Annotated in this window: 13 protein-coding genes; 8 read left to right on the plus strand and 5 right to left on the minus strand. The window is 62.5% G+C overall.

Translation table 11 applies throughout. The features are described from left to right. Positions 1–18: 18 nt before the first annotated feature. The 3 genes from RAN53_RS10245 to pilB form a co-directional block, all read right to left on the minus strand. Positions 19–870, minus strand: coding sequence for a prepilin peptidase (locus RAN53_RS10245; protein WP_305796717.1), 852 nt, complete (start codon positions 868–870; stop codon positions 19–21). A 221-nt stretch (positions 871–1091) separates the two neighbouring features. Next, complete coding sequence (locus tag RAN53_RS10250) at positions 1092–2327, minus strand: type II secretion system F family protein (RefSeq protein ID WP_305796718.1); 1236 nt, start codon at positions 2325–2327, stop codon at positions 1092–1094. Positions 2328–2461: 134 nt separating this feature from the next. Beyond that, positions 2462–4231, minus strand: coding sequence for a type IV-A pilus assembly ATPase PilB (pilB, locus tag RAN53_RS10255; protein ID WP_305796719.1), 1770 nt, complete (start codon positions 4229–4231; stop codon positions 2462–2464). A gap of 370 nt (positions 4232–4601) precedes the next feature. Between pilB and RAN53_RS10260 the strand changes: the two genes are divergently transcribed. Then, the gene (locus RAN53_RS10260) at positions 4602–5099 is read left to right on the plus strand and encodes a pilin (RefSeq protein ID WP_305796720.1); all 498 of its coding nucleotides are present in this window, start codon (positions 4602–4604) and stop codon (positions 5097–5099) included. Between the two features lie 108 nt (positions 5100–5207). Here RAN53_RS10260 and RAN53_RS10265 read toward each other — a convergent pair whose 3' ends face one another. Further along, the gene (locus tag RAN53_RS10265) at positions 5208–7004 is read right to left on the minus strand and encodes a PglL family O-oligosaccharyltransferase (RefSeq protein ID WP_305796721.1); all 1797 of its coding nucleotides are present in this window, start codon (positions 7002–7004) and stop codon (positions 5208–5210) included. Positions 7005–7214: 210 nt separating this feature from the next. On the opposite strand from RAN53_RS10265, the gene RAN53_RS10270 reads away from it, so the two are divergent. The 3 genes from RAN53_RS10270 (at position 7215) to RAN53_RS10280 (ending at position 8525) form a co-directional block, all read left to right on the plus strand. After that, positions 7215–7712, plus strand: a complete 498-nt coding sequence (locus RAN53_RS10270; protein WP_321169821.1) for a phasin family protein — start codon at positions 7215–7217, stop codon at positions 7710–7712. 166 nt (positions 7713–7878) lie between these two features. Further along, the gene (locus tag RAN53_RS10275) at positions 7879–8175 is read left to right on the plus strand and encodes a type II toxin-antitoxin system HigB family toxin (protein ID WP_305796722.1); all 297 of its coding nucleotides are present in this window, start codon (positions 7879–7881) and stop codon (positions 8173–8175) included. Next, positions 8175–8525 (plus strand): helix-turn-helix domain-containing protein, encoded by a 351-nt coding sequence (locus RAN53_RS10280; protein ID WP_305796761.1) that lies wholly within the window; start codon positions 8175–8177, stop codon positions 8523–8525. The genes RAN53_RS10275 and RAN53_RS10280 overlap by 1 nt, the downstream gene beginning before the upstream one ends. Here RAN53_RS10280 and RAN53_RS10285 read toward each other — a convergent pair. Next, positions 8522–9229: a transposase gene (locus RAN53_RS10285; protein ID WP_305796723.1), complete on the minus strand. Its 708-nt coding sequence runs from the start codon at positions 9227–9229 to the stop codon at positions 8522–8524. The two genes, RAN53_RS10280 and RAN53_RS10285, sit on opposite strands and share 4 nt — an antisense overlap. Positions 9230–9410: 181 nt before the next feature. Between RAN53_RS10285 and RAN53_RS10290 the strand changes: the two genes are divergently transcribed. The 4 genes from RAN53_RS10290 to RAN53_RS10305 all read left to right on the plus strand — a co-directional run bounded on the left by RAN53_RS10290 (position 9411) and on the right by RAN53_RS10305 (position 12182). After that, positions 9411–9665 carry a type II toxin-antitoxin system Phd/YefM family antitoxin gene (locus RAN53_RS10290; protein ID WP_305796724.1) on the plus strand — a complete coding sequence of 85 codons (255 nt, stop codon included), beginning with the start codon at positions 9411–9413 and terminating at the stop codon, positions 9663–9665. After that, on the plus strand, positions 9665–10081 hold the full coding sequence (locus tag RAN53_RS10295) for a type II toxin-antitoxin system VapC family toxin (RefSeq protein WP_305796725.1): 417 nt from the start codon (positions 9665–9667) through the stop codon (positions 10079–10081). The genes RAN53_RS10290 and RAN53_RS10295 overlap by 1 nt, the downstream gene beginning before the upstream one ends. A 36-nt stretch (positions 10082–10117) precedes the next feature. After that, positions 10118–11563 (plus strand): MBL fold metallo-hydrolase RNA specificity domain-containing protein, encoded by a 1446-nt coding sequence (locus tag RAN53_RS10300; RefSeq protein WP_305796726.1) that lies wholly within the window; start codon positions 10118–10120, stop codon positions 11561–11563. 208 nt (positions 11564–11771) lie between these two features. Next, on the plus strand, positions 11772–12182 hold the full coding sequence (locus RAN53_RS10305; RefSeq protein ID WP_305796727.1) for an SRPBCC family protein: 411 nt from the start codon (positions 11772–11774) through the stop codon (positions 12180–12182). Positions 12183–12224: the final 42 nt, after the last annotated feature.

The raw sequence follows: 12224 nt of genomic DNA on the forward strand, positions 1-12224 counted from the left end.
GGCGGCGGCTTCGTTGTTTTACATCAGAAAAAACTGCCCATACGCCGCCATCAGCGGCTCGCCACCCAGCAGGGTGATCCAACCGGCCACTGCCAGATAGGGCCCGAAGGGCATAGGGGCGCCGCGCAGCTTGGGTACGGCGAGTTGGATGAGGATGCCGAGCACCGCACCGACGCCGGCGGAGAGAATCAGCAGCAGCGGCAGGTACTGCCAGCCCATCCAGGCGCCCAGGGCGGCGAGCAGCTTGAAGTCGCCATAGCCCATGCCTTCCTTCCCGGTTATCAGCTTGAAGGCCCAGTAGAAGCTCCATAGCACCAGGTAGCCCGCCATGGCGCCGATCACGGCACTGGGCAACATTAGCGGTTGGAACAGCAGTTGGTAGAGCAGGCCGGCCCACAGCAGCGGCAAGGTGAGGGAGTCCGGCAGCAGCTGGGTGCGCAGGTCGATCACCGCCATGGCCAGCAGCGCAAGGCAGGCGACAAGCACGAACAGCCCCTGCCAGGTGGCGCCGAACAGCGCTACCACGGCGAGTGCCAGGGCGCCGCCGGCGAGTTCCACCAGCGGATACTGGGGACTGATGCGGGACTCACAGCTGGCACAGCGCCCTCGGCGCTTCAGCCAACCGAGCAGCGGGATGTTGTCGTGCCAGGCGATGGGGTGCTCACAGCTGGGACACATGGAGCGCGGGGTGAGCAGGTTGAAGGGTTCGTTGTGCTCCTCGGGCAGCTCCAGCGCTTCACGCGCCTCGGCCCGCCAGCCGCGCATCAGCATTACCGGCAGTCGGGCGATTACCACGTTGAGGAAGCTGCCGAGGCAGAGGCCGACGAAGGCTGTCAGGGGATAGAGGAGAGTAGGGGGGAGGTCGAGCAAAACAGGGCCTCAAGGAGTCAAGGTATCAAGGAGCATGGAGCCTGTTGCCCTTTTGGGGTCAGACCCCGGCCAGGGCGTCTGGCGTTGTCAGGGTGCACGATTCTAGCGGTGATCCCACCGCCGGGGTCTGACCCCAAAAGGAGGTTCGGTGGCATCGTCAGGGCGCCTGACGGCGCCAGTCGCGAGGCGGAGCCTCCCTCCTACTATTTGGTGGCCGCTTGTCAGATGACCGAGCCGAGTTCGAAGATAGGCAGGTACATGGAGATGACCAGGCCGCCGACCAGCACGCCGAGCACCACGATGATAAAGGGTTCGAGCAGCGAGGTGAGGGTGTCGACCATGTTGTCGACCTCCTCCTCGTAATAGTCGGCGACGCGGTTGAGCATGGCGTCCAGCGAGCCGGCTTCCTCGCCGATGCCGACCATCTGGACCGCCAGCGGCGGGAACTGCTCGGTCATGCGCATGGCGAAGGCGAGCTGCTGGCCGGTGGCGACGTCCTCGCGGATCTGGCCCACGGCACGTTCGTAGACCTTGTTGCCGGTGGCGCCGGCGGCGGTGTCCAGGGCTTCCACCAGCGGTACACCGGCGCCGAAGGTGGTGGCGAGGGTGCGTGAATAGCGTGCCACGGCGGACTTGTCGAGGATCTGGCCGATCACCGGGATCTTCAGCGACCAGGCGTGCATGCGGTAGGCGAAGCGCTCGGATTTCTTCACCCCGGTGCGGATAAAGAAGATCAGCGCGGCGATGCCAACCACGCCCCACCACCAGTACTTCTGGGCGAATTCGGACATCGAGATGGTCATCCGGGTCATGGCAGGCAACTCGGCGCCAAATCCCTGGAATAGGCTCTCGAACTGCGGCACCACCTTGATCAGCAGTAGTGCGGTGACGCCGATACCCACCACGATAACCGCGGCGGGGTACCACAGCGCCTTCTTCACCCGGGCCTTGAGCGACTCCACTTTTTCCTTGTAGGTAGCCACGCGCTCGAGCATTCGGTCCAGTGAGCCGGATTGCTCACCGGCCGCCACCAGGTTGCAGAACAGCTTGTCGAAGTGCTGAGGGTGGCGCTGCATCGCCTCGGAGAAGCTGGCGCCGGCGCCCACGTCGTTCATCAACTCCTGCACCAGGGCACTCATGGCAGGCTTCTTCATGCTCTCCGCCACCACTTGGAAGGCCTGCAGGATGGGCACCCCGGCACGGATCATGGTGGCCATCTGACGGGCGAACAGCATGATGTCGCGGGGCTTGATCTTGCCCATGCCGCCGCCGATGCCGCCCTTGCGGCGCACGTTCTTGACGATGATGTTCTGGCCGCCGAGGATCCGCTCAACCTCCTGCTTCTGGGCGGCGATCAGCTCGCCACCCACCTTGCGCCCGCCGGGGCCCTTGCCGGTCCAGTTCCAGCGGTAGAGCTTGGTCTTCTGGTGAGCCCTGAGTTTGCGTGCTGTGGCCATAGGTGATCCCTTCCCCTGCGTCGCACGCTGTGGCATGCGTTGATATTTGGCTGTGACTGAGTAGAAAGTAGAAAGGACCCAGGAGCAAGGAATCAAGGAAACCCCTTGCCCCTTGACCCCTTGACCCTTCCAGATCAGTCCTTCGTCACCCTGAACACTTCCGCCAGGCTGGTCACGCCCTGCATCGCCTTGAGCAGGGCGCTGCGGCGCAGGTCGGGGTGACCCTCCTCGCGGGCCTGGGTGTCGAAATCCATGGAGTTGCCGTTGCGCATGATCAGCTGGCTCATGGCGTTGCTGATCGGTACCACCTCGTAGATACCCACGCGGCCCTTGAACCCCTTGGTGCAGTGCTTGCAGCCTACCGGCTCAAAGATGGTGGCCCCGGCGATCTCCTCGGGGGTGAAGCCCTGTTGCTCCAATACCTCGTGGGGGATGTCGGCGGGTTGCTTGCAGTGCTTGCACAGCCGCCGCGCCAGGCGCTGGGCGATGATCAGGCTTACGGAGCTGGCGATATTGAATGGCGCCAGGCCCATGTTGGCGAGACGCGTGAGCGTTTCCGCCGCCGAGTTGGTGTGCACGGTGGAGAGCACCAGGTGGCCGGTCTGGGAGGCCTTGACGGCGATCTCGGCGGTCTCCAGGTCACGGATCTCGCCCACCATCACCACATCCGGGTCCTGACGCAGGAAGGCGCGCAGGGCGCTGGCGAAGTCGAGCCCGATCTTGGGCAGCACGTTGACCTGGTTGACCCCTGGCACCTTGATCTCCACCGGGTCCTCGGCGGTGCAGATGTTACGCTCCACCTCGTTCAGGATATTGATCCCGGTGTAGAGCGTCACCGTCTTGCCGCTGCCGGTGGGGCCGGTGACCAGGATCATGCCCTGGGGCTGGTCAAGCACCGTCTCGTACATCGCCTTCTGCTCGGGGGTGAAGCCGAGCTGCTCGATGCCGATCTGCGCCGAGGTGGGGTCGAGAATACGCAGCACCACCTTCTCGCCGTACACCGTGGGCAGCGAGTTGACGCGGAAGTCGATGGAGCGTGACTTGGAGAGCCGCAGCTTGATGGCGCCGTCCTGGGGCAGGCGGCGCTCGGAGATATCCAGCCGCGACATCACCTTGAGGCGCGCGGCGATGCGGGTGCGCATGGCAAACGGCGGGTGGGCCACGTCGTGGAGCATGCCGTCGATGCGGAATCGTACCCGGTAGCTTGTCTCGTAAGGCTCGAAGTGGATATCCGAGGCGCCGCGGTTGATGGCGTCGAGCAGGATCTTGTTGACGAACTTGATGATCGGCGCATCTTCGCGGGCTGACTGTGCGTCGGCGTGGATATCCACCTCGCCGCTGCCGTCATCCTCGGCGTACCCGAGCTCGCCGATGGCGTCGTCCACACCCTTGAGCGATTCGAGCATGCTCTTCTCGCTGTTGGCCAGATACCCTTCCAGCACCGGCACCAGCTGGTCCACCGGGGCCAGAATCCCCTCCGGCGTGAGGCCGGTAGCGAACTGCAGCTCATCTAGCTGGGCGAGCGTGGAGGGGAAGGGCACCGCCACGGTAAGCCGGTGGCCGTGCTGGATCAGCGGCAGCACCTTCAGCTTGCGCAGGATCTTCTCGGGGAAGCGCTCCGCCTTGGGCAGCGTCTCCGCGCGGATGGCATCCAGGTCCATGATCGGCAGGCCATACTCCCACGCGGCGGTGAGAGTGGCCTGGCGGGCCGAAACCAGCCCGGTATCGATCACATGCTCCAGCAGCGAGACCTCGCTCTCCCGCGCCTCCTCCTCAGCGCGAACCGCTGCGGCATGTGAGAGCCGACCATCCGCCACCAGCCGCCGCGCCAGGCCACGCAGCCCGCTGGTATCGGGCTGGGCGGTGTGCAGTGAAGCATCGGGTGGGGAGCGGTAGTCGTTCATGGCGTCTCGTGCTGTGGGGGCTGGGGGCGGCGGCCCGCGTATGGCAAATGCCATACCGGCCTCACGATATGCCCCATTCTAGCCCCCAACCCCACCCCGCGCCCAGCCGCATTGCCAGCCAATCCGACGCGAATTCAACACACTGGCCCCCTGCCTATCTGCTTCTGCCAGCAAAACGTTGACCCAAGGCATGAAGAATTTGCCTCCAAAGGCTACCTTGCACCTTGCAAGAGCACGGTTCGTAACTTAATGTAACCTTAGGTGCTGGATCTAGAGAGACTGGTGCCGCAGCTGTGAACCGGGCGGCGCGCCGCCCACCACAACCCGAATGGCTCTCGGGCCGGACGGACAGGAGCAAAGGGGCAAGACGATGAAAAAGCATGAGATGATGAAAACCAAGCGCAGTCAGGGTGGTTTTACCCTGATTGAGTTGATGATCGTGGTGGCGATTGTGGGTATTTTGGCAGCAATTGCGATTCCGAGATATCAAGACTATGTTGCTAGGTCTCAAGTTTCTGAAGGCCTGAGTTTGGCTTCCGGTCTTAAAGCGACAATGTCAGAAATCTATACTTCCACGGGGGCATTTCCAACCTCTGCTTCAGCCGCTGCAGCTGGTTATAATTTGGCAGCCGATGCCGGTCGATATGTTAGTACTGTTACTTTTGAAAGTACAGCTGATGACGAAGGGTTTATCGAAGTGTTAATGCAAAGTGGTGCTCCGGTTGCTGAAGGCGTGCAAAATGCTGCCTTTAGATTGTCTGCAGAGGCTTCCGGGGGAAACATTACTGGTTGGCCTTGTGAAGCAAATGCTGGCAGTACTGGTGGAGATGTAATTGAAGGAAAATATCTGCCCAGTTCTTGTCAGTAATATTTTACAGGCAATCGGAGGAGGAGCTCAATTCTCTCCTCCCCCCCGCCCCCACACAGCTTAATGTACAACACCAGCGGTCGGCAGCAATGCTGATCGCCGGTTTTTTTACATACTAGGGCTAGCAGCTGAATTGGATTTATCTTGATATCCTTTTTCCATAGCTAGATGGATCTCGCGGGAATAAGGGAATAGGTGATGAGATTTCTTGATAATAGTTAAAGATCGTGAATCATCAATTTTAAATCTAGTTTCGGCACGAATCATATTGGCATAGAGTACTGGGCTGGGCTTGAGCCTGCTGAAGTCTTCGGCCCAAGCCAGATAGTCATTCACCATGCCAACCATTTCAAGCTCAGCAGCGACACCAAGCTGCTGCGACATCACCAGAAACTCCAGCGTTCGACCAACCCCAAAAGGGTTGATCACATTCGTTAGTGCCTGATACTCCTCCCCTTTTGTTTCCACATAACGCTTCGTCTGCCATAGAGTATGAAAATGCGTGCACATGAACACAATCAGCACTGCTGGGATTAGCACTCCACCAGTTCGAACCCCGAAGTTAGAGCGATTCTCCTTCTCCTTCTCCTGCCAGCACTTCCTGGCTACCATTCCCATCAACACCAAAAGCACCAGCCAATGCCCCTGGCTATGGTAGAAGGGTAGCTCCAGCATGCTGTGAATAACTAGTGGCAGCAACAGCGCAGCCAGCAGTAGCCTTTCTCCAGCTGGCCCGTTTGTGATTAACCTCCAAAACACCCAGCTACCGAAACCAACCAGACCCAATAGTGGCAACAGTCCACCCTCTATACCCCAGTAGAGCAGCTCGTTATGGGGGTGGGCATAGGTCTGGGTGATGATGGGGTCGACGATCTCGGGCTGGTTCTGCGGAAGCGCCGCACGCCAGTCGGCGAAGCTATGCAGGAAGTCATGTTGGAAACGCCCATAGCCCCAGCCGGTCAGTGGCTCCTCCACTATCATCTTCAGGCTATGCAGATAGACCGGGATGCGCTCGCCGCCGCCTTGTTCCAGCTTGCGGGCTACGGCACCGCCACCTTCCGTTGTCAGCAGGAACAGCGCGGTGGCGATCACGATACCGGCGAGCAGGGCACCACTCCATTGTTTGAAGCGTGCGCGATCCTGGTGCCACAGATAGCCCATCACCAGCGGCACGGCGATTAGCGTGCCCAGGAAGCCGCTGCGCGAGGCGATGGTAAGCAGCAGGAAGGGGATAAAGAGCGGCGCCAGAAGGGTGATACCGCGTTGCACATTGCTGCGGGCCTCGGCAAACAGCCAGGCAGAGATCACCAGCCCCGTGGCCAGGAAGCTAGCCATCACGTTCACCTGCTGGAAGACGCCGTAGGGGCGGCCGGTCTCGACGGGGTAGCCCAGCCAGTTGCCCGACTGCAGCACGAAGTGCTGCACATAGCCGAAGGCGGTCTCCAGCAGCACGCCGGAGAGGATTGCCATGCCGATCCACCACCAGTCGCGGCGGGTCAGCTGCAATTGCGCGATGCCGAGCAACAGGATCGCGCCGGCGGTGACGGTTAGCATGCGCGGCAGGGCGATCAACGAGGCTTCGTTCCAGGACCACAGGAAGGGCAACCATAGCGCGAGCAGCAGCAGGCCCAGCCCTTTGTGGAAGGCGCTGAAGCGGATCACTCCTCGGCTCGCCGGCCACATGGCGATGGCCATCATCACTCCGAAGCCCATCCACACTGCGGCGTTGTGGGGCATGCGCAGCCCGGTGCCGCCCAAGTTGGGGAAGGTGACGTGCAACAGCACGGTAAAAGTGACGAAGGCGGTGATGATAAACGCCTTGCGCAGGCGCGGGTTGGGGGCCTGGTCGTGTGTGGCGTTTTGCGCGTGGGCGTAGGCCTCGGCATCCATGGCGGTGGCTGACATGACGGTTCCTGGGGCTGTATCGGTTTGTAACCGCTAGTGTCACGTGTGCAGGCGTCGAGCGCAATCGGGGACAGACCCTGATTGGCGCTGTGGGTTGTGCCGGATAGTCGATGTTGCACTGCACAAACATGGGTGCTATTGTTGCGTTGCAGCAGAGCGGGGCCTTCATCCTGAGATCCCGTTCCCATCAGCCAGAACCGGGAGTTCACCATGACCAACGCCTTCAACTTCGATTCCAAGCAATTCGACACCGCTCAGCTCGAGTCGCTGTTCTTCGCTCCGGCACGCGCCTATGCCGCGCTGTCCATCGACCTGACCGAGAAGCTGGTCAACGCCCAGCTCGAGGCCTCCAGGGCCTACACCGACACCAGCCTGGCGCAGCTGCGCAGCCTGGTGGAAGTGAAAGACGCCGAGGGCCTCAAGAGCTACCTCGAAGGCCAGCAGCAGGTCGCCAAGGAGCTGACCGAGCGCCTGAAGGGCGATGCCGAGAAGGTCGTGGCCCTGCAGCAGGAGTTCGTGCAGGAGAGCCAGAAGCTGACCGAGAGCAGCGTCAAGCAGGTGCAGGAAAGCGCCCAGCAGGCCGCCAAGACCGCAACAGAGAGCGCAACCGAAAGCGTCGCTGAGACCGCCGAGGCCGCCACCGAAACGGCTGCCAAGAGCACCAGCAGCCGGGCCGCCGCCTCCAGGGCCAAGTCTGCCCAGGCGTAAGCCTCCGGCCCGCACCGCGGGCTGACAGAGAAGTAAGCGTTCAACAGGCCGCCGATCCATGATCGGCGGCCTGTTTTATTTCGGGGACAGACCCCGATTTCGTCATCGCGGGGCTTGACTCCCAGAATGGGAGGGCGTATGTTTTCTCCCGAAATGGGAGGTGCCGGTGAGAGTCATCGCGAAGCGAACGCTGAGAGAATTCTGGGAGCAGGGCTTTGACGATGCCGAAACGCCCCTTACCGAGTGGTACAACATGATGTCGAAGGCGGCTTGGGCGACCCCTCAGGAGCTAAAGGCCGATATCCGTACGGCCAGTATCCTCAAAGGGGGGCGAGTCGTCTTCAATATAGGGGGTAACAAGTATCGGGTCATCGTGGCGATTCGGTACACCCAGCAGATAGCGTGGGTCCGTTTCGTGGGCACCCATGCCCAGTATGATCGGGTTGATGCGGAGACCATATGATGTATATCCAGCCGATCCACACTGATGTAGACCTCGCACGGGCTTTTGCTCGCATGGAAGAGCTGTGGGCTGCCGAGGACGGTACCCGGGAGGCCGATGAGCTGGAAGTGCTCTCTATCCTGATCGAGAAATACGAGAATGAGCATTTTCCCATCGGGCCGTCCGATCCTGTCGAGGCCATCAAGTTTCGCATGGAGCAGCAGGGACTCAGCCAACGAGACCTTGAACCCTTCATTGGCTCGAGTGGTCGGGTATCCGAGGTGTTGAGCCACAAGCGAACGCTCAGCCTGCGCATGATCAAACGCCTGCATGATGGGCTCAATATCCCGTATGAGAGCCTGATGGGCTAATCGGGGACAGACCCCGATTTCTTGGACTTGCGGCCGGGCGTTCCCGGTACGGTGCGGCGTCCCAGCAGCTCGGCGACCTGCTGTTGGAAGTGCGTTGTGCCGAGCACCAGGCCGCTGTGGGTGATCCGCCGGATCTCGTCGATCCGGTCTTCCGCCAGCCGGCCACGAAACAGCTCGCGGTAGGCCTGTCGCCGCGCGGCGGGGGAGGCGCCAAGTTCACGGATAGTGGCATGTGGCGTGACGATGGGGTCGGGGCTGCCCTGGGCGTTGGCGGCGTAGCTCGACCAGCGGTAGTCGGCCGGATGGGCCACCATGCCGGCCCGCACCGGGTTGAGCTCGATATAGGCATGGCAGGTCAGCAGGTAGCGGAATTCTCCCACCAGGCATGAGCGGAAACGCCCCTCGAAGAGCGCGCCGGTTCGCCGGTAGCGGCGGTTGAAGCGTTGTGCATAGACCTGGCCGAGGCGTTTCATCATGGCGCTGATGGCTTGCGGGTCGCCCCGTGGCGTGGCCAGCAGATGGACGTGGTTGGTCATCAGCACGTAGGCGTGGATGGCGATGCCGTTGTCGTGGCTGGCCTCCTCGAGCAGCTGCAGGTAGGCCAGGCAGTCTTCGGGGTCGGCGAAGCAGACGCTGCGGTTGTGGCCCCGCTGGATCAGATGCAGCGGGGTGCCGGGAAGCAGCAGACGGGCGCGGCGGGTCATGGCGTTGCTCGTGACGGCGGCGGTTGCTGTCAGCGTCGACCATGCAGGGGACGATGGCCGTCAGTGAGAGTCGACGGTAGCTGTAGGTGATTCGCTAATCTGGGTCCGTCCCCGGTTTTTCTTGCAGCTATGTAGTAATGTACCTACATTGTGTAGCGGGCGATGAGCCAGGAGAAACGTCATGACGATCACCACGCTTTCCAGCCGTGAGCTCAACCAGGATATCGGCCGTGCCAAGAAGGCGGCACGGCATGGGCCGGTGTTCATTACTGACCGTGGCACGCCGGCTCATGTGTTATTGAGCATCGAGGACTACCGGCGGTTGATCGGAAAGAAACGTAGCCTGGTCGAGGCGCTTGCCATGCCTGGGCTGGCGGATATCCCGTTCGACCCGCCGCGGGTGAAGATCGAAAGCCGTCCTTCGGACCTGTCCTGATGTACCTGCTCGACACGAACGTCATCTCGGAACTGCGCAAGGCGGGCAGTGGCAGGGCGGATGAGCAGGTGGTGGCTTGGATATCCGGGCAGGATGCGGCCTACTTCTACGTCTCCGCCCTGACGATCATGGAGCTGGAAATCGGCGTATTGCGAGTGGAGCGCAGGGATGCCACGCAAGGCGCCTTGCTTCGCACCTGGCTGGATTCACATGTGTTGCCTGAGTTTGCCGAGCGTACCTTGCCCGTGGATACCAGCGTGGCGCTCTGCTGTGCCCGGCTACATGTTCCCGATCCGCGCGCCGAGCGCGACGCCATCATTGCCGCCACTGCCATCGTTCACGGCATGACCGTGGTGACCCGCAATATCGCTGATTTTGAAGCGGCCGGGGTAGCGCTGGTGAATCCTTGGGATTAATCGGGGTCTGTCCCCGGTTTTCTGGAGGCCAGCGCAATGCCCCACTACCCCTATCTTGAACACCATGGCGGCGCCAGCGGGGTGACCGGCAGCTGCCATCGCCTGCAGATCAGTGACGACCGTGCGTTGCTGGTGGACTGCGGGCTCTTCCAGGGCCAGGATGCCGACCACGTCGATAGCTTCGAGCAGCTCAAGGTGAGCTTCCCGGTCGATGACGTGCTGGCGCTGGTGGTGACCCATGTGCATATCGACCATATCGGCCGGCTGCCCTATCTGCTGGCGGCGGGGTATCAGGGGCCGATCATTTGCTCGGTGCCCTCGGCAAGGCTGCTGCCGCTGGTGATCGAGGATGCGCTGAAGATCGGTTTTACCCGAGACCGGGCGCTGATCGAGCGCTTCCTGGCCGAGGTGGCGGGGCGCTTGGTGGCGTTGCCTTACCGGGAGTGGCACACCCTGGTGGACGATGCGCGCCATCGGGTGCGGGTCAAGCTCAAGCGCGCCGGGCATATCCTGGGTTCCTGCTATGTGGAGGTCGATGTGCTCGACCGGCAGCGCGGCGATACCCAGCGCACGCTGTTCTCCGGCGACCTGGGCGCGCCCTATGCGCCGCTGCTCTCGGCGCCAGAGCCGCCCTGGGGCTGCGACAGCCTGGTGCTGGAGAGCACCTATGGCGATCGCCGCCACGAGGATCGCCGCCACCGCCGCGGGCGGCTCAAGGCGGCCATCGATCGGGCGCTGGAGAATGGCGGCACGCTGGTGATCCCGGCGTTCAGCATCGGCCGCACCCAGGAGCTGCTCTACGAGCTGGAGATGCTGATCCATCAATCCTCCACATCATTCGCCAGGGCATCCGCCAGCGCGCGCTGGCGGGAGCTGGAGATCATCGTCGACTCGCCCCTGGCGGCGCGCTTCACCGCGGTATATCGCGAGCTGAAACCCTGGTGGGACGCCGAGGCCCATGCGCGGCTGCGGGCGGGGCGCCATCCGCTCAGCTTCGAGAATCTTTATACCGTTAGCTCGCATGAGGAGCACGAGCGGACGGTGGCCTATCTGGCCGATAGCCATCGCCCGGCGGTGGTGATCGCGGCCAGCGGCATGGTGAGTGGCGGGCGGGTGGTCAACTACCTGAAGCGCATGCTGGGCGACCCGCGCCACGCCGTGCTGTTCACCGGCTACCAGGGCACCGGCACGCCGGGGCGCGATATCCAGCGCTACGGACCCCGCGGCGGCTGGGTGGCACTCGACGGCGAGCGCATCGATATCCGCGCCCGGGTGGAGACGGTCTCGGGCTACTCGGCCCACGCCGATCAGCACGACCTGCTCAATTTCGTGCGCCGCATGCGCCGCCCGCCGCGGCATATCCGCCTGGTGCACGGCGAGCGAGACGCCCAGCAGGCGCTGCGCGAGGTGCTGCTGGCCTGGGCGGCCGAGAAGGGGCACGAGTTGGCGGTGACGCTGGGGGTGGATCTTGCCGGTGGCTGAAATACCAACAAGGCAATTGCAGTTACCGTGTCGCCCTTTGTGGGAGCGCAGATTCTGCGCGATGGCTGATCGCCGATAAATCGGGCTCCCACACTAGCCTTGTCTCTCTCTGCGATAGTACTGGATTTTCCCAACCCTGGTTTTCCCAATATCGAGGCTAGCTGCGATACTCTGCCGCTAAGCTCGATCATCGTTGCAGGGAGCATGCATGGCCACCATCGAACACTCCACCATTCTCAAGGCGCCGCCGGGGAGGGTCTTCGCCCTGCTGGAGCGGGTCGAGGACTTCGCCGACTACTCCGATCTGATCCACAGCATCGAGGCGCTGGGCGACGACCGCTACCGCTGGCACGTGCATGCGGTGGGGCGCGACTGGCACTTCGACGTGGAGATCACCGAGCGGCGCGCGCCGGAGTCGCTGGCCTGGGCCTCGCTGGATGGGGTGGAGAACCAGGGGCGCTATCGACTGCGCCCGGTGGAGGGCGGCACCGAGGTCAACCTGACCCTGACCTACAAGCTGCGCAACAAGTTGCTGGAGAAGGCGGTGAACAAGGCCGCCACGCCGCTGGTGAACCGGGTGAGCCGCCAGATCCTGGAGCGGGTGGCGGAGAGGCTTTGATCCCGAAGGGCGGCGCGGCCGTTAACATTCGAACTATACTTG

Origin of the sequence: Halomonas sp. SSL-5, assembly GCF_030708455.1 — a bacterium.
In the GTDB taxonomy this organism is placed as follows: domain Bacteria; phylum Pseudomonadota; class Gammaproteobacteria; order Pseudomonadales; family Halomonadaceae; genus Halomonas.

What these genes read in the sequence shown, in the direction of transcription:
- RAN53_RS10250 (WP_305796718.1), bottom strand. Translation starts at nt 2,327, where the DNA reads ATGGCCACAGCACGCAAACTCAGGGCTCACCAGAAGACCAAGCTCTAC.
- pilB (WP_305796719.1), bottom strand. Translation starts at nt 4,231, where the DNA reads ATGAACGACTACCGCTCCCCACCCGATGCTTCACTGCACACCGCCCAG.
- RAN53_RS10260 (WP_305796720.1), top strand. Translation starts at nt 4,602, where the DNA reads ATGAAAAAGCATGAGATGATGAAAACCAAGCGCAGTCAGGGTGGTTTT.
- RAN53_RS10265 (WP_305796721.1), bottom strand. Translation starts at nt 7,004, where the DNA reads ATGTCAGCCACCGCCATGGATGCCGAGGCCTACGCCCACGCGCAAAAC.
- RAN53_RS10270 (WP_321169821.1), top strand. Translation starts at nt 7,215, where the DNA reads ATGACCAACGCCTTCAACTTCGATTCCAAGCAATTCGACACCGCTCAG.
- RAN53_RS10280 (WP_305796761.1), top strand. Translation starts at nt 8,175, where the DNA reads ATGTATATCCAGCCGATCCACACTGATGTAGACCTCGCACGGGCTTTT.
- RAN53_RS10285 (WP_305796723.1), bottom strand. Translation starts at nt 9,229, where the DNA reads ATGACCCGCCGCGCCCGTCTGCTGCTTCCCGGCACCCCGCTGCATCTG.
- RAN53_RS10290 (WP_305796724.1), top strand. Translation starts at nt 9,411, where the DNA reads ATGACGATCACCACGCTTTCCAGCCGTGAGCTCAACCAGGATATCGGC.
- RAN53_RS10295 (WP_305796725.1), top strand. Translation starts at nt 9,665, where the DNA reads ATGTACCTGCTCGACACGAACGTCATCTCGGAACTGCGCAAGGCGGGC.
- RAN53_RS10300 (WP_305796726.1), top strand. Translation starts at nt 10,118, where the DNA reads ATGCCCCACTACCCCTATCTTGAACACCATGGCGGCGCCAGCGGGGTG.
- RAN53_RS10305 (WP_305796727.1), top strand. Translation starts at nt 11,772, where the DNA reads ATGGCCACCATCGAACACTCCACCATTCTCAAGGCGCCGCCGGGGAGG.